The 15,758-nt window shown below is 52.8% G+C and carries 17 protein-coding genes, 1 rRNA gene and 1 pseudogene; 12 read left to right on the top strand and 7 right to left on the bottom strand.

Annotation, left to right across the window (positions count from 1 at the left end):
- Positions 1–380: 380 nt before the first annotated feature.
- Genes clpC through GE107_RS24745 form a run of 4 tightly spaced genes read right to left on the bottom strand, consistent with a single transcriptional unit; the run spans position 381 to position 4,957 of the window.
- Positions 381–2,828: an ATP-dependent protease ATP-binding subunit ClpC gene (clpC, locus tag GE107_RS24730; protein WP_219644209.1), complete on the bottom strand. Its 2,448-nt coding sequence runs from the start codon at positions 2,826–2,828 to the stop codon at positions 381–383.
- Between the two features lie 39 nt (positions 2,829–2,867).
- Complete coding sequence (mcsB, locus tag GE107_RS24735) at positions 2,868–3,932, bottom strand: protein-arginine kinase McsB (protein WP_219644211.1); 1,065 nt, start codon at positions 3,930–3,932, stop codon at positions 2,868–2,870.
- A gap of 22 nt (positions 3,933–3,954) precedes the next feature.
- Entirely contained in the window at positions 3,955–4,467 is a 513-nt protein-coding gene (gene mcsA / locus GE107_RS24740; protein WP_219644213.1) for a protein-arginine kinase activator protein McsA, read from the bottom strand.
- A 28-nt stretch (positions 4,468–4,495) separates the two neighbouring features.
- A complete protein-coding gene (locus GE107_RS24745; RefSeq protein WP_219644215.1) occupies positions 4,496–4,957 on the bottom strand; it encodes a CtsR family transcriptional regulator in 462 nt (153 codons plus the stop codon).
- A 360-nt stretch (positions 4,958–5,317) separates the two neighbouring features.
- Between GE107_RS24745 and vanR the strand changes: the two genes are divergently transcribed.
- The 6 genes and pseudogenes from vanR to GE107_RS26840 all read left to right on the top strand — a co-directional run bounded on the left by vanR (position 5,318) and on the right by GE107_RS26840 (position 9,794).
- A complete protein-coding gene (gene vanR, locus GE107_RS24750; RefSeq protein ID WP_219644217.1) occupies positions 5,318–6,022 on the top strand; it encodes a VanR-ABDEGLN family response regulator transcription factor in 705 nt (234 codons plus the stop codon).
- A 22-nt stretch (positions 6,023–6,044) separates the two neighbouring features.
- A complete protein-coding gene (locus GE107_RS24755) occupies positions 6,045–7,088 on the top strand; it encodes a sensor histidine kinase (protein WP_219644219.1) in 1,044 nt (347 codons plus the stop codon).
- A gap of 139 nt (positions 7,089–7,227) precedes the next feature.
- Positions 7,228–7,992, top strand: a complete 765-nt coding sequence (locus GE107_RS24760) for an ABC transporter ATP-binding protein (RefSeq protein WP_219644220.1) — start codon at positions 7,228–7,230, stop codon at positions 7,990–7,992.
- Positions 7,985–8,554, top strand: coding sequence for an ABC transporter permease (locus GE107_RS24765; protein WP_219644222.1), 570 nt, complete (start codon positions 7,985–7,987; stop codon positions 8,552–8,554). The genes GE107_RS24760 and GE107_RS24765 overlap by 8 nt, the downstream gene beginning before the upstream one ends.
- 84 nt (positions 8,555–8,638) lie before the next feature.
- On the top strand, positions 8,639–9,187 hold the full coding sequence (locus tag GE107_RS24770) for a VanZ family protein (protein ID WP_255570843.1): 549 nt from the start codon (positions 8,639–8,641) through the stop codon (positions 9,185–9,187).
- A gap of 17 nt (positions 9,188–9,204) precedes the next feature.
- A pseudogene (locus tag GE107_RS26840) lies at positions 9,205–9,794 on the top strand (RNA polymerase sigma factor).
- On the opposite strand, the gene GE107_RS24785 reads toward GE107_RS26840, so the two are convergent.
- Both GE107_RS24785 and GE107_RS24790 read right to left on the bottom strand, forming a co-directional pair.
- Positions 9,791–10,981, bottom strand: coding sequence for an MFS transporter (locus GE107_RS24785; RefSeq protein WP_219644228.1), 1,191 nt, complete (start codon positions 10,979–10,981; stop codon positions 9,791–9,793). The pseudogene GE107_RS26840 and the gene GE107_RS24785 sit on opposite strands and share 4 nt — an antisense overlap.
- Before the next feature lie 132 nt (positions 10,982–11,113).
- Positions 11,114–11,416: an ArsR/SmtB family transcription factor gene (locus tag GE107_RS24790; RefSeq protein WP_219644231.1), complete on the bottom strand. Its 303-nt coding sequence runs from the start codon at positions 11,414–11,416 to the stop codon at positions 11,114–11,116.
- Positions 11,417–11,641: 225 nt separating this feature from the next.
- On the opposite strand from GE107_RS24790, the gene GE107_RS24795 reads away from it, so the two are divergent.
- The 6 genes from GE107_RS24795 to GE107_RS24820 all read left to right on the top strand — a co-directional run bounded on the left by GE107_RS24795 (position 11,642) and on the right by GE107_RS24820 (position 15,356).
- On the top strand, positions 11,642–12,241 hold the full coding sequence (locus GE107_RS24795) for an undecaprenyl-diphosphatase (RefSeq protein WP_219644232.1): 600 nt from the start codon (positions 11,642–11,644) through the stop codon (positions 12,239–12,241).
- Positions 12,242–12,356: 115 nt separating this feature from the next.
- The gene (locus GE107_RS24800) at positions 12,357–12,974 is read left to right on the top strand and encodes a DedA family protein (RefSeq protein ID WP_219644234.1); all 618 of its coding nucleotides are present in this window, start codon (positions 12,357–12,359) and stop codon (positions 12,972–12,974) included.
- Positions 12,975–12,978: 4 nt separating this feature from the next.
- A complete protein-coding gene (locus tag GE107_RS24805; protein WP_219644236.1) occupies positions 12,979–13,458 on the top strand; it encodes a phosphatase PAP2 family protein in 480 nt (159 codons plus the stop codon).
- A 42-nt stretch (positions 13,459–13,500) separates the two neighbouring features.
- A complete protein-coding gene (locus GE107_RS24810; RefSeq protein WP_219644238.1) occupies positions 13,501–14,034 on the top strand; it encodes an RNA polymerase sigma factor in 534 nt (177 codons plus the stop codon).
- A gap of 3 nt (positions 14,035–14,037) precedes the next feature.
- The gene (locus GE107_RS24815) at positions 14,038–14,517 is read left to right on the top strand and encodes an anti-sigma factor family protein (RefSeq protein ID WP_219644240.1); all 480 of its coding nucleotides are present in this window, start codon (positions 14,038–14,040) and stop codon (positions 14,515–14,517) included.
- 11 nt (positions 14,518–14,528) lie between these two features.
- Entirely contained in the window at positions 14,529–15,356 is an 828-nt protein-coding gene (locus GE107_RS24820; protein WP_219644243.1) for a hypothetical protein, read from the top strand.
- Positions 15,357–15,639: 283 nt separating this feature from the next.
- On the opposite strand, the gene GE107_RS24825 is transcribed toward GE107_RS24820, so the two are convergent.
- Positions 15,640–15,758: ribosomal RNA gene (locus tag GE107_RS24825) — 23S ribosomal RNA — on the bottom strand; the annotation flags it as partial.

Below are 15,758 nucleotides of genomic sequence, written 5' to 3' on the forward strand. Positions count from 1 at the left end.
TAGATGCGGCTTTTTATGAAGCAGCTTGCCGGATTCATCCCGCCGTTTATCTTAGCTGGAAAATCTCCCGCTAATTTCGGTCATTTCGCGAAATATGGACATTTAGAGGGAAAACCTCCCACTAAAATCGCGGGAAATCCCCATTGGAGCGTGAATCGCCGAAATTAGAGGGAAGTTTTCCCACTAATGATAAGCTTGCTGCCAGAGCGCAAAAATCGCGGGAGGTTTTCCGTCTAATCGCCTCGGCTCCGCGATGCCCGACCGATCGGCAGGGGATTCAACACGAAGACCCGCCGAAATAAAGTACCTGATTGACGCATATGCGTGCCGAAGCCGCCCCCGGCAAACCGGGAGCGGCTTCGGCAAAACGTATGGGATCGTTACGCTTTCTGGCTGGCCAGTTCGTCCTTGTTGCGGACGACGAGCTCGCCGTCCTTCTCATCGATGACGAGCGTATCGCCTTTGTGGATCTTCCCGAGCAGCAGATCTTCGGACAGCCGGTCCTCGATGTGCTTCTGGATGGCCCGGCGAAGCGGACGGGCTCCGTACTGCGGATCGAAGCCTTCCTTGGCTAGGAAGCTCATCGCGGCGTCCGTCAGGTCGAACTGGACGTTCTGTTCTTTGAGGCGTTTGCGCAAGTCTTCCGCCATCAGGGACACGATGCGGGCGATATGCTCCTGCTCCAGCGGGTGGAATACGATCATTTCGTCGATCCGGTTCAGGAACTCGGGGCGGAACGATTTCTTCAGCTCTCCGAGCACCTTCTCCTTCATTTGCTGATAATCGCGCGCGGCATCCTGAACGGCGGTGAAGCCCAGCGTCGAATTCCGCTTGATTTGCTCGGCCCCCACGTTCGACGTCATGATGATCAGCGTGTTCCGGAAATCGACCGTGCGGCCTTTGGAATCGGTCAGGCGGCCGTCCTCCAGCACTTGCAGCAGCACGTTGAACACTTCCGGGTGGGCTTTCTCGATTTCGTCCAGCAGCACGACGGAATACGGTTTGCGGCGGACTTTCTCGGTCAGCTGGCCGCCTTCGTCATAGCCGACGTATCCGGGAGGCGCTCCGACGAGGCGCGAGGTCGAGTGCTTCTCCATGTACTCCGACATGTCGATGCGGATGACCGCGTTCTCGTCGCCGAACATCGCTTCCGCGAGGGCGCGGGCCAGCTCGGTTTTGCCGACGCCCGTCGGGCCGAGGAAGATGAACGATCCCATCGGGCGTTTCGGATCCTTGAGACCGGCGCGCGAACGGCGGACGGCGCGGGCGACCGCTTTGACGGCTTCGTCCTGGCCGATGACCCGGTCATGGAGGATGTCTTCCATCTTGAGCAGGCGCTCGGTTTCCTCTTCGGCCAGCTTGCTGACCGGAATGCCGGTCCAGCTCGCCACGACTTGCGCGATGTCCTCGGGCGTCACTTCGGAATCGGTGCGGCCTTGCTTCTCCTTCCACTGGTTCCGCGTGGAATCGAGCTCTTCGCGGATCTTCTGCTCGGTGTCTCGAAGCGCGGCGGCTTTCTCGAATTCCTGGCTCTGGACGGCCGAGTCCTTCTCCTTGCGGATGTCCTCGAGACGCGCCTCGAGCTGCTTCAAGTTCGGCGGTACCGTGTAAGAGCGCAGGCGGACTTTGGAACCGGCTTCGTCGATCAGGTCGATCGCCTTGTCCGGCAGGAAGCGGTCGGTGATGTAGCGGTCCGACAATTTCACCGCGGCTTCGATCGCCTCGTCCGTGATCTTCACGCGGTGATGGGCTTCGTAACGGTCGCGCAGGCCGTGAAGGATTTGGATCGCTTCATCCGGCGACGGCTGATCGACGGTGATCGGCTGGAAGCGCCGTTCGAGCGCGGCGTCCTTCTCGATGTATTTGCGGTATTCGTCGAGCGTCGTCGCGCCGATGCATTGCAGTTCGCCCCGGGCGAGCGCCGGCTTCAGGATGTTGGAGGCGTCGATCGCGCCTTCCGCGCCGCCGGCTCCGATCAGTGTATGCAGCTCATCGATGAACAGAATGACGTTGCCCGCTTGGCGGATTTCGTCCATGATTTTCTTCAAGCGGTCTTCGAACTCGCCGCGGTATTTGGTTCCGGCGACGACAGAGCCCATATCCAGCGTCATGACGCGCTTGTCGCGCAGCGTTTCCGGAATTTCGTTGCTTACGATTTTCTGGGCGAGACCTTCGGCGATGGCGGTTTTGCCGACGCCCGGCTCCCCGATCAGGACCGGATTGTTCTTCGTCCGGCGCGACAGCACTTGGATGACGCGCTCGATTTCCTTGGAACGGCCGATGACCGGGTCGATGTTCCCGTCTTTGGCGCTGGCGGTCAAATCGCGGGCCAAACCGTCCAGCGTCGGCGTGCTGACGTTCGCGGACGGACCGTGGTTCGACTGCACGCTCTCGTTGCTGCCAAGCAGCTGCAGCACTTGCTGGCGCGCCTTGTTCAGGCTGATGCCGAGGTTGTTGAGAACCCGGGCGGCCACGCCTTCCCCTTCGCGGATCAGGCCGAGCAGAATATGCTCCGTGCCGACGTAAGTATGGCCGAGCTTGCGCGCCTCATCCATCGACAGTTCGATCACTTTCTTGGCCCGAGGGGTATACGCGATGTTCGTCGGCTGCTCCTGGCCGCGGCCGATGAGCGATTCGACTTCGTCCTGGATTTTCTCAAGTCCGAGCCCCAAGGCGATGAGGGCCTTGGCGGCGATGCTTTCGCCTTCCCGGATCAAACCGAGCAGGATGTGTTCCGTACCGATGTTGTTGTGTCCCAAGCGCACAGCTTCTTCCTGGGCGAGTGCCAGCACCTTCTGCGCGCGTTCGGTGAATCTTCCGAACATCATGAGACAACACCTCCCCTGTTTCATTTAAGGATAATGGATTTAGGAAGAAACCGCCAGTCTCCCCCGGATGAGATCCGCGCGGGTCACGTCCCGCTGCTCCGGGTGCAAGGCCTCCCCGTATGTCATTTGAAGAAATCCGGGCTGGGTCGAGACCAGCAGCTCGTTGAGCGTCTTGGCCTGCACCTGGGGCAACAGGCCGAGATGGATGCCCAAGCGGACGTCCGACAACCGTTGCGCCGCTTCCTTGGAGTCCATGATCGCGGCGTGGGACAGAATCCCGTAGGAACGGCGAACCCGGTCTTCGACGCGGGTTCTCGATTCCGCCAGCAGCCTCGACCGTGCAGCCCTCTCGTGCTCGATCATTTGCCGGGCTACCTGGTGCAGGTTCTCGATGATTTCCTGCTCGGACTGTCCCAAGGTGATCTGGTTGGACACCTGGAACAGATTGCCCGTCGCTTCGCTGCCCTCGCCGTACAGTCCGCGGACCGCCAGGCCGACCTGCGTCACCGCGGAGAGAATCCGGTTGATCTGGCCGGTCAGCACCAGAGCGGGCAGGTGCATCATCACGGAAGCGCGGATGCCGGTTCCGACGTTGGTCGGGCAGCTGGTCAGGTAACCGTGCTTCTCGTCGAACGCGTAATCGATCTGTTCCTCGAACACGTCGTCGATGAGACTGGCCGTTTCCCAAGCCTCGCGGATCTGGAACCCCGGCCTCATGCATTGGATCCGGAGGTGATCCTCCTCGTTGACCATGATGCTGACGTCCTCTTGCTGGTCCAGAATGAGCGCGCCGTTGCGCGATTCGTTCGCCAGGTTCGGACTGATGAGGTGCTTCTCCACGAGCACCAGCTTCTCCAGTTCGGTGAGCTCGGACAGCCGGATCAGCTCCAGCGGCCCAAGGCCGTTCAAGCGCCCGTTCTCCGCCACGCCAAGCAGCTGATCCATGACTTCTTGGGATTGCGCCGGCGTTGCGAGCATCGGGAACGGCGAGCCCTTCAGGTTGCGGGCCAACCGGACTCGGCTGCTGAGCACGACGTCGGATTCCGGCCCGTCCTTCTGCATCCATTGGCTTAAAGCGTGTTTGACGAAATTGCGTTTGGCCACGGCCTCACCTCCTTTCTTGCGGTCAACCCGCACCCATCTCCTTCTCCAATTCGCGGATACGGTCGCGGAGCTTGGCGGCGGATTCGAAGTCCTCGCGGGCGATGCGGCTTTGCATCTCCTGCTTGAGCCGGTCGATCTCCCGTTTCGTCTTCACCTTGCCGCCTGCCCGTTTCGGAACTTTCCCTACGTGGACGGTATTGCCGTGAACCCTCTTGAGCAGCGGGTCCAGGCGTTCTCCGAATTGCTTGTAGCAGTTGCTGCAGCCGAACCTCCCGATCTTGCTGAACTGGGAGTACGTCATGCCGCAGGAGTCGCAGCGTACGGCCGGCGGTTTGGCCGCGCCGGCGCCGGCGTGTTCGAAATCGAGCAAGCCGGAGAGCAGGTTGTGGATCGAAAAACCGCCTTGCGTCCCAGGGATGAACTCCCCTTTGTCCCGTGCGCAGGACTCGCAAATATGCAGCTCCGTCTTCTCTCCGCCGACGATTTTCGTAAAATGCAGCGTAGCCGGGCGTTTTCCGCATTCCTGACACTGCATCGGGGACTCACTCCTTCTTCGTGCCCTGCTATCTCGCAAGCAGGGCGATCAAAATGGCCCTTAGGACGTTGGCGCGGATTTCGTCGCGAAGCGGCAGCTTGAGCGCCAGCACTTCGCGGGAGACGGCCGCACGCAGCATGCGGGCCTCCCTCTCCGTCAGGAAACTCGCTTCCTCCAGCTGGTAAATCAAGCCTTCCGCCGCCGTCTGGTCGATCCGTTCGCCGACAGTCTGGTGGATGTGCCGCTGGACGGCCTCCAAGGAAGGCAGATCCACACGCTGTATGCGGATATACCCCCCGCCGCCCCGTTTGCTTTCCACGTAGTATCCCTTTTCCAAGGTAAACCGCGTGCTGATGACGTAATTGATCTGGGACGGTACGCAAGAAAACTTCTCGGCCAAATCGCTACGCTGGATTTCGACGGCGCCTTCCGAACTGTTCTGGAGGATCTGCTTTAAATATTGTTCGATGAGATCGGAAATGTTGCGCAACGTATCATCCTCCCTCCGCAAACAATCTGACTTTGACTTTCTTTGACTTTAAATTCATTATACGACTTTTTCCCGCCGTTGCCAAGTGGTGGGCGATGACGGTTCAACGCGAAGTTGGCGTGGATTCCGACACAAAGTTGACCTGTTTGATCGTCAGGAATCCTCAACTCAAAGTGTGCACTAAAATACCCCTTTTTAATTACCAAAGGGGCACGGTGATTTCAGTTTGCTTTTTGCGGATGTTCCTCATACCAATCCAAGGTCCATCGGCTTGACATCATCGCGGCGTGCAATCAAACTAAAAACAAATTGCGGGGTGATCATCATCCGCGCTCCCGGGAAAGGATGTACGGAAATATCGTGAGCGAAAAGATATTACTTGTAGAAGATGATAAAGATATCGCGGATCTTCTGGAAGTATATTTGAAAAATGACGGATTTACCGTATATAAGTTTGAAAACGGAACCGAAGCCTTACGGTGCGTGGAACGAACGGAACTGGATTTGGCGATATTGGACGTAATGTTGCCCGATATCGACGGGTTCACCCTTTGCCGGAAAATCCGGGAAAAGCATTTCTATCCCATTATCATGCTAACGGCCAAGATCGAGGATACGGATAAAATCACGGGTCTTACCATCGGCGCGGATGACTACATCACCAAACCTTTTAATCCCATGGAGGTCATGGCCAGAGTCAAAACACAGCTTCGCAGATATTGGAAGTATAATGAACGGTCCTCGATCCGTGCAGAGGACAAAGAAACCGTAGAGCACGATATTAGAGGGCTCGTCATCAACAAAGCAACGCACAACTGCACCCTATACGGCGAAGAGCTGACGTTGACCCCAATCGAGTTCTCGATTCTCTGGTATTTATGCGAGCATCAAGGGAATGTCGTTTCTTCGGAAGAGCTTTTCGAAGCGGTATGGGGAGAAAAGTTCATGGATAACAATAATACGGTGATGGCCCATATCGGCAGATTGCGGGACAAGCTTCGCGAACCGGCACGGAAGCCGAAATTCATTAAGACCGTGTGGGGAGTCGGATATAAAATTGAATAAGTATCTAATCAGAAAACGTCTGATGAGACGTTTTCTCCTGCGCTTCCTGGTCCTGTCCGCCTTCAGCTTTGTCCTCATTGCAGTTATTGCTGCCGTCGTCGTATGGGTTGAAAATCTGTTTCCAGCGTATGAAGGCGTACTGAATTGGATTGAGAATCGCATCATGCTGCTGGGAACCGCTTGCTTTGCTTTGTGTATGGCCATCATTTTTTGCGTGCAGTGGCTGCAGCTCGTTTCTTACTTGGCGGAAGTGGTCGGAGCCGTACAGATCATCGGTGAAGACGAACAGAAGCCGGTGGAACTGCCCTCCATCCTCTTCGAAACGCAAGAGCAGCTCAATCAAGTCAGGCAAAAAATAAAGGTCAAGGAAGTCGAAGCCCGTGAGGCGGAACAACGGAAAAACGATTTGCTGGTTTATCTTGCCCATGATTTGAAAACGCCGATTTCCTCCATTATCGGATACTTAACGCTGCTTCGGGACGAGAAACGGATTTCGCCGGAAATGCATGACCGGTATGTTGCGGTAGCCCTGCAAAATTCGGAACGGCTGGATGACCTCATCAATGAGTTTTTCGAAATCACCCGCTTCAATATATCCCGCATTACGCTGGAGTATAGCAGAATCAATCTGACGCGCATGCTGGAACAACTGGTTTTCGAATTTCAGCCGATGTTAGCGGAAAAGAACCTCCAATGCCGTTTAGATATGCCTGCGGATCTTCAGCTGCGGTGCGATGCGGACAAAATCCTTCGGGTTTTCGACAATTTGATTCGCAACGCCGTTACTTACAGCTTTGAAAACAGTGAAATTCGAATTACGGCTTCCGTTTCGGATACCGCGGTTACCTTGAATTTCGTGAACAGCGGCCATCCGATTCCAGAAGAAAAACGGGTACGCATTTTCGAGCGGTTCTATCGGTTGGACGCTTCACGCTCTTCCCGCACCGGCGGTTCCGGACTCGGATTGGCCATCGCCAAACAAATGGTGGAACTGCATCAAGGTCGGATTTCCGCATCCAGTCATGACGATCAAATATGCTTTTCCGTGGAGCTCCCCCTTTCGTAGGAAAATCGTAAGAAATCCCGTATGAAAAAATCGGTTTTCCGCGAGACTCCGCGGATAAATCACACCCTTGCTTTCAGTACGATAGTGGTACTGAAGCAAGGGTGTTTTGCTTTATGAAAGGATAATAGGAGGAGCAGGCATGCCCATTTTAGAAGTGAAAAACCTGAAAAAAATATACAAAACACGATTCGGCGGAAACGAAGTCGAGGCGCTGTCCCAAATAACCTTTACCGTTGAACAAGGCGAGTATGTTGCGATAATGGGAGAGTCCGGCTCGGGAAAAACCACCCTGCTGAACATAATGGCTTCGCTGGATCGTCCGACAGAGGGAACTGTTTTAATGAATGGGAAAAACTATGCGGACATTCGAGAGGAGGAGTTATCCTCCTTCCGGCGGGCACATCTTGGCTTCGTGTTTCAAGAATTCAACCTGCTCGACAATTTCAACCTCAAGGATAACATTCTTCTGCCGCTCGTATTGTCCGACCGTTCCAGCAAAGAAATGAAAGAAAAGCTGGAGCCGCTTGTTCGGAAATTAGGAATCGAGAAGCTGCTCGAAAAATACCCTTATGAAGCTTCCGGAGGTCAGAAGCAACGGGCTGCGGTGGCCCGTGCGTTGATTACATCCCCAAGCTTGATCTTGGCGGACGAGCCGACCGGTGCGCTGGATTCCCGTTCTTCCGAAGAGCTTTTGAAACAGTTTCATGACCTCAACCGGGAAGGGCAAACCATCATGATGGTAAACCATAGCGTGCAAGCTGCCGGGTGCGCCAACCGGGTTCTTTTTATTAAGGACGGCAAAGTCATCTGCGAGGTTTCCAAGCGTTCCGCGGACGAAGATATTCAACCGCAGATATTCAGCGTCCTTTCCGGGATGTCGGCCGGAGGGAAGAAGCATGAATAACAAACTGTATGGCAGGTTGGCAGTAACCCATTTGAAGAAAAACGCTTCGATGATGCTGCCCTACCTGATCACCTGCATCATCTTGATCTCGCTTTATTACATCGTGAGCAGCCTTAGCGCGGATGCGGCGCTGAAAACCGTGCCGGGCGGAAATGCCGTCGTGGATTTCATGAAGTTCGGCAATCGATTGTTTGCCGTCCTCGCCGTTCTCTTTCTCCTTTATGCCAACAGCTACATCATGAAGCGCCGAAAAAAAGAGCTGGGTCTATACCACATACTGGGGCTCGAGAAAAAGCATATTCACAAGGTGCTTCTGATCGAAAGCGCGATTTGCTCGATGGGCTCGATTGCTTGCGGCCTGATCATCGGAATGGCCGTGCATCCATTCGTAACGGCGGGATTGCCTCGCATGCTGGGCACGGAACTTCCATGCACCGAACGATGGCTTATTCCCCGGCAAGGTGAATGTAGCGGGTGTCCATACCGTAAACGGACATACGCAATACGTTTCCCCCGGCCTTGGCGCAAGCGGCCCCGCTTTTGCAAGGTTCCGCCTTTTTAATCCGCCAAGTTTCGCGTTGATAACTTTGAAAAAGGTTTAGAAAGCAAGAATCCGCACGTTACGTCACGAAAGGGGTTGTGCCCGTTGGCTGTACAATTTACGATACCCTCGTGGTACGTTTTGGTTCCGCTGCTCCTCGTTCTTATCATTTTTTGGGGAACGAAGACTTTTATCCGGGAAGTTTATCCCGTCAGGCAGTTTGTCTTGCTGCTGACTTTTACCCTTTATTCCGTCTCTGTACTTCATTTGGTCCTCTTCCCGATTGAAGTAAACATCGGCCGATTTGCCAACCAGACACCTTGGTTGAAGAGCATCAATTTTATTCCGATCCTGACCATTGACGTCAAAACCTTTCTTCTGAACATTCTCATGATGATACCGCTCGGATGCAGCCTGCCGTTGTTGAAATCTACCCTAAACCGGGTCGCGAGTATCGCGAAGTCTACGCTTTGCGCCAGTCTCGCGCTTGAGCTGATGCAGTTGATCATCCGGGTTACCCTTGGCAACGGCAGAAGTACCGATATTAACGATATCATCGCTAACACTCTTGGCGGCGTGCTTGGTTTCCTCATTTATCAAAAGCTGACACAAGCGAAGAGCGTTCAAAATTTGATCGCGCGTTATCGACTGTGATACAAGCGGAGGTACTCATGAAAGACTGGCCCGATCAATCGAAAATCGAGACGCTCGTTCAACAAATCAGAAACGGGGAGACCTCCTCTTTCAAGGAACTCACCGATCGATACTATCAAATTCTTTATTCGTTCGCCTTCCGAATCCTAAAAAACAAGCATGAGAGCGAGGACGTTCTTCAGGAAACCTTCCTTCGCGTCTATCTGCACATCGATATAACCCAAGCAAAAACTTCTCCGCCTGGATCTGCCGGATCACGAAAAACTTATGTTTGGATCAGATAAGACGAAAGAAAGCAAGGCCAAACGTATCCCTGGATGGAGTAGACTACAACGATCCGGAAACGGCTTTGCTTGAAAAGGAACGAAAAAAGGAGCTGACGGTTCTTCTTGATCAGCTCCCCCAGAAGGACAAGGAATTGCTTATGAGCAAGTACTACTTTGAGATGTCGTTGGAGGAAATCAGCAAGGCCATGAAGATGTCCATTGGAGCTGTAAAGTCTCGACTGTTCGGGGCACGGCTGAAATTTACTCGTGAGGCATCGATCCGGCGATCACTTTTCACGGCAACGAGCTATGATGGCGAGTTGGGCTTGTTTTTGCATTAATTGCCGCTTAACACACCGGCCCTTTGCCTGCCTGCACTCATCCGCACTTTCAGGATCAACACCGCGACGATTGCGAGAGCGACTCCAATCATCCCGACCCAAGTTACCGACGACAGGGACACTTGATCGATCATGACGCCTCCGATTGCCGCACCGGCAGCCATCGACAATTGCATCATGGATTGGTTCAGACTTAACATGATCCCCGAGTAATTCGGTTCAATCTGAACCAGATTATATTGCTGAGTCGGCCCAGAAGACCAAGCTGCGAAAGACCACAAGACCAAGATGATGACAATTGGCAGCCACGAATGCGTAAAGGTGACGGTAAGTGAGAGAAGAAGCAGCGCTGCGACATGCAAGAGCATTCCCCCGGACAACGTAGGGAACACTCCCCATTTATCCGTGCTGAATCCGCCGAATTTGGACCCGACCAAGCTCGCGATGCCGAACGCCAACAAGACGCCGCTCAACATACCTTCCTTCAAGCCGGCAACATCAAGTAGATACGGTGAAATGTAGGTGTAGGCGATCGAGTATCCACCGAGCCAGAAGAAGGTAATCGCCAGACCAAGCGCTACGTTTCCGTTTTTCAAGAAGGCAAGCTGCTTGGTCAACGGAACCGGTTTATCCCCTTGAACCCGAGGGATGACGGCGTATAGAACGAACATAGCCACTAAACCGGCCAGTGCCAATATACCGAAAACGGATTTCCATCCGAGTTGTGCTGCAACGATGCGTCCAAGAGGCACGCCGATAATCAAGGAAGCCGTAAAGCCCATTACGACGGTGGCAATGGCGCTGGCTTGTTTGCCCGGAGCGGCGATTTTGGCCGCAACATCCAAAGCGGTTACCACGACCATACCGGCGCCTAGAGCCATGATGACACGGGCTGCGACAAATAAGGGATATCCAGGCAGAACGAAAGACAGAACATTCCCAACCACGAAGATACCCAGAGCCCAAACGAGCAGCTTTTGTCTTTCCGCCCTTGCCGTCAGGGCCATGAGGATTGGGGTGCTGATGGCATAGACGAAGGAAAAAATCGTCACGAGCTGTCCCGCCGAAGTAACGGAAATGCCCATCGTGTCCGAGATTTTATCCAAAATGCCGGAAATGACGTACTCGGATGTGCCAACCAAAAAAGTAACCAATGCCAAGAAATAGACCTTCCACGTGTTTGACAATGCGTTCACTTCTCCTTCTTTGTAGTTTAATGGTTATCAAGATGAGGATTCATTATTCAAAATTACATATCCCGATATGTCGATATGTTGGACCAAATAAAAACTGAATACATATGAGGTATTCAGTTCAGATTAGAGTTCCTGATTCAAGAAAGCAGCCAACTCGCGTATTTTCTCTTCGTCGCGTTTGTAGTACGTATATTTGCCGATCCGTTCGGTCCGGATCAGACCCGCCCGTTGCAGAATGGACAAATACTGCGAAGCCGTTGACTGCGTCATATTCAACTTTTCCGTCACTTGACTGACGCATACCCCGATTGTCGTCATATCCACTCCTTCATGGGGCACAAAATGTTTTTCCGGCTCCTTGAGCCACTGTAAGATCTGTAACCTCGACTCGTTAGACAACGCCTTGAACACTTCAATTGGATCCATGTCTCTTATTATATCGATAATTCATGATATGTCAATGGAATATGGGTGGTATTAATTGGGACTCAACGTAGATCTTTGTAAATGTTGAGATCATGAAGTATTGAATAAGTGCGTTTCACTCTGTAGTGTTTTTATCTGTAAATAAACTTGAATGCAATTGAACAATTTCATCAAAGCAACAGTCTTTCATTCATAAACCATACTCCAGAGAAAGAGGCACCCCTCATGCAAAGTATCGATTATCCGTTGTTTCAAGCCATTAATGGAATGGCCGGTCATTTTGCGCTTATGGACGCAATTATGAAGTTCTTATCTATGGACGGAGAGTATGTATTCTTTTTGGGTATCACCATGTACTGGTTTACGCGTACCGAGTTCAACCGCCGCATGGTCGTTGAAGCATTGGTTGCGGCTTGTGCCGCGTTAGGGGCCTCGTCAGTGCTGGGCAGTCTGTTCTATCGGAATCGCCCATTCGTCGACCACCACGTTCATCTTCTTATCCAGCATGCCGCCAATGCTTCCTTTCCAAGTGATCATGCTGCCGCTTCATTCGCTGTCGCAACAGCGATTTGGAACAGCCATCGCAAAGAAGGACGGGCATGGTTGGCTTTGGCTGCAGGAATAACCGTTTCGAGGGTGTGGACAGGCGTTCATTATCCTTTAGATGTGCTTTCGGGCTTTATTTTGGGCACAGGCACAGCTGTCGCCATTCATGCTTGCCACGCAAACTCGGAACCGATACAGAGAGTCTTTATTCAGATCATTCGGCTGTATGAAAGGATAGAAGGAAGCGTTTGGCCGAGAAGATACAAAGGCGAGCCGTGAAAGCGGCTGCCGCCGTCGATCGGGGATCGTGTTAAAAGCCGGTGTGAGCAGGAATGATATCAATAAGCCCTGCTCGCCCGTTAAATGACCATAGGGTTGCTGGATCCGCTTTGTTTTGCATAGGGAGGCGATCAACCTGGACATCGTGACGAATTTGCTGGAACATTACGGGTATGGGCTTATCTTTCTATTCCTGTGCCTCGAAATGCTGGCATTGCCGCTTCCCGGTGAAATGATGATGAGCTATATCGGTCTCTCCGTTTATGAACATAAACTGAGTTGGTTATTCAGCATCCTGTCTGCAGGCTCAGGGGTCTTGATCGGAATGACGCTTTCTTATTGGATCGGTTATCGGTTAGGAAGTCCGTTCGTGGCGCGATACGGAAAACACGTCCATCTAACGGAAGAACGAGTAGACAAGCTGACCCTCTGGTTTGGGAATTACGGCGATAAGCTGCTTTTCACGGCTTATTTTATCCCGGGTGTCCGGCATATTTCCGGTTATTTTTGCGGTATTACACGCATGCCGTTCCGGCGTTACTCTCTCTTTGCCTATACCGGTGCTTTTTTCTGGGTGAGTTTGTTCATCTCCTTGGGTAAGATGCTTGGTCCCAAATGGGAGCATTATCACAGGACGGTCAACCGGTACATGATCATCATCGGTATCGCTTCGGCACTCCTGACTGGGGTGATCTATGCGTACCGCACGTACAGACGGCAGGCCGTGGAGTGAATGGATGCATGCCTTTTCACGGTTCGGCACCTTTTATCTATATGGCCCCTTGATTGCGCTGACGGCGCTTTGGATCGTCCTGCACAGCAAGGAACGCAGGCTGGACCTTTCCTTTCTCGTGTGGGTTATAGCCGGCGGGGAACTTTTCGAGGAGATGTTACGCGGGTTATTTCATCGTTCCGGACCGGTTGTGGCGGGTGTGCAGCTCTTTAATACGTTTCCAAGCGAGGAAACGCTGATCTCATTGACCGCATACGGATTTTCGGCCTTCCTCCTGCTGCGCTATTATCCATACCGCTATATCCGCGTACCCGTTATTTGGGTTGTAATCTGTGTCTGTCTAACGGTTGGCATCAGCAGGATCTATTTCCAGGTTCAATATCCCAGCGACGTATTTGCCGGGTATGTGTTCGGCGGCGTATGGATCAGTCTCAATGTGATGCTTCTGGAGATTCTCCGTAAATTGCGAACCGTTGGGAACTGATGTCGTGTTGGGAGGTTCCTTACCGGCAGGAGTTGAAAAAGTGTGGTGGATGAAGAGCTAAGCCGAATAATCGATCGGGCAAGACGCGGCGACCAGGAAGCGTTCTCGGAGCTCGTTATCCGCAACAAAGGCTATGTCTTTCGTCATGCATACGGTATGCTGGGCGACCGCGGTGAAGCTGAGGACGCGGCCCAGGAAATCTTCATCAAGGCCTTTCTTGCTCTTCGTAACCTTGATGATGTTCATGCGTTCTCTAGTTGGCTCCTGCGTATCGCATCGAATCTATGCAAGGATAAACTGAAACAGCGTGCCAAGAATGTAAAGACCCAAGAGATGCCGAACGAAACGATCCCGGACCTTTACGGCGTTGATCCTGCGTTAAAGTTTTCGATCGAAGAAGCGCTGGCACGGCTTTCGGTCGATCACAGGGAAATCCTGCTGTTGCATGACGTGCAAGGCTTTCGTTATGAAGAGATTGCCGAACTGACGGGAATCCCGATTGGTACCGTTAAATCTCGTTTGTTCTCGGCAAGGATGTCGCTTCGGAAGATCTGGAACAAAGAGGAGGGGAACTAACACATGCACCCCGAAGACGAATTGTCGGCTTACCTTGACGGGGAACTTCATCAAGAAGAGCGAGATCGAATCGATGCACACTTGGAAAATTGCCCGTCCTGCCGATCGTTGCTGGAGGAATTCATCGAGCTCAAAGGGACGTTCTCATCGGTTATGTTCTCGATTAGCGAGCCTGACGGCTTTGAGAACCGTGTTATTGAGGCAGTTGCACGTGAATATAGGGTGCGGAATCTGGGGAAGCTATGGCTTTTCGTGCCGATGCTTGCTGTGATGCTCTTCGGACTTGTAGCCGTTGCATGCTGGCCGCTCGCAATTCAACTCCTGAAGGGCTTATTGGTCATCGGAAAGGCACTGTTGTACACCACGTCACTTGCAGTGGCGGATATGCCGCTGTTCTCAGGTGTAGCGGGTGTTCTCACGCTTATTTTGCTTATTGCTTCCATCCTGTCACTTCGCCGGTTACTGCGATCGACGGCCAGGTGAGGGGAGTAAACATGAAAAAAATATATCACTTTGTTGGATTGCTCGCCGCAGCCATACTGCTTCTTTTGCCTCAAAGCGTATCCGCAAGCAGCCTGTTCGAACATGCAAAGACGTTAGTCCCAGCGGGACAAACGGTTGACGACCTCTATGTTGTCGGAGGAGATGCCGACATTCTTGGTCATGCAACGGGGGCGGTTGTTGTTGTGAACGGGAACTTACACCTAGCCGCAAGCGCGAGGGTTGACGGAACCATTGTTGTGATCGGCGGGCGGATTACGCAGGATGAAGGCGCACTAACCGGTGACGATATCCATAATATTTCGCTCGATACCGTAACACAGAACAGCCTTCTTATCGGAGGAGGATTGGTTGCCGGGCTATGGACCGTTCAGCTTGCAGGGAGTCTCTTGTTGATTGTTATACCGGTGCTGGTCCATTTCATCGGATGGAGCAAAGCCGCAGCGTGGGTTAAGCGCGAGCCGAATACGTCCTGGCGAAAACAATTGTATCTGGGAGCTCTAAGCGGCGCAATCCTGATTGGATTCAGCTTGCTCTGCGTTGTCACGCTCATCGGAATCCCTTTACTGCTCGTTGTTATTTTGTTCTTGTTTGCCGCGTTCGTCATAGGGATTACTTCCTTGAGTTATGAGATCGGAGGCCTTTTGCAGGAGAAGTGGACTCCCAACGAGCGTGTTAGACTGATCATCGGAGCCTCGCTCATTACGGCATTCGCGAGCATTCCGTTAATCGGGTGGCTGGTGATGCTATTCATTATCGTATATTCACTTGGGACAACCACACAGTGGTTGTATAAGCTTCGTCGCCGAAAGAAGCGATAGGGGAAACATTGCTGTATACATTGCAGATCAGGAACATTGCGATTAATTCATGCCCGATTTACTCCTCGGAAGCCGTTTCCGGATAAACAAAAAGACACCTTAACGTAGTTAACGTTAAAGTGCCTGAATGGTTTGCGCCCCCTGTGCGATGAAATCGTCACAGTCCGCGAACCGCAGACAACATTGCATAGCAATGCGTTGCGGGTTTGCGCCTTGAAAACTGGATGCGAAACGAAACATCGTGCTGATTGATGAAACACCGTGCAACCTGTGGGCTGCTGCGTAGGATAAGCCCTCGACCGATTAGTACCCGTCAGCTGCACGCGTTGCCGCGCTTCCACCCCGGGCCTATCAACCTGGTGTTCTTCCAGGGGTCTTACATACTGGGAAATCTCATCTTGA

It is taken from the genome of Cohnella sp. CFH 77786 (genome assembly GCF_019400745.1).
In the GTDB taxonomy this organism is placed as follows: domain Bacteria; phylum Bacillota; class Bacilli; order Paenibacillales; family Paenibacillaceae; genus Cohnella.

Bases quoted from the DNA above. Each gene is read 5' to 3' on its own strand.
- clpC (WP_219644209.1), bottom strand. From the start codon at position 2,828: ATGATGTTCGGAAGATTCACCGAACGCGCGCAGAAGGTGCTGGCACTC.
- mcsA (WP_219644213.1), bottom strand. From the start codon at position 4,467: ATGCAGTGTCAGGAATGCGGAAAACGCCCGGCTACGCTGCATTTTACG.
- GE107_RS24755 (WP_219644219.1), top strand. From the start codon at position 6,045: ATGAGACGTTTTCTCCTGCGCTTCCTGGTCCTGTCCGCCTTCAGCTTT.
- GE107_RS24760 (WP_219644220.1), top strand. From the start codon at position 7,228: ATGCCCATTTTAGAAGTGAAAAACCTGAAAAAAATATACAAAACACGA.
- GE107_RS24765 (WP_219644222.1), top strand. From the start codon at position 7,985: ATGAATAACAAACTGTATGGCAGGTTGGCAGTAACCCATTTGAAGAAA.
- GE107_RS24790 (WP_219644231.1), bottom strand. From the start codon at position 11,416: ATGGATCCAATTGAAGTGTTCAAGGCGTTGTCTAACGAGTCGAGGTTA.
- GE107_RS24795 (WP_219644232.1), top strand. From the start codon at position 11,642: ATGCAAAGTATCGATTATCCGTTGTTTCAAGCCATTAATGGAATGGCC.
- GE107_RS24805 (WP_219644236.1), top strand. From the start codon at position 12,979: ATGCATGCCTTTTCACGGTTCGGCACCTTTTATCTATATGGCCCCTTG.
- GE107_RS24815 (WP_219644240.1), top strand. From the start codon at position 14,038: ATGCACCCCGAAGACGAATTGTCGGCTTACCTTGACGGGGAACTTCAT.
- GE107_RS24820 (WP_219644243.1), top strand. From the start codon at position 14,529: ATGAAAAAAATATATCACTTTGTTGGATTGCTCGCCGCAGCCATACTG.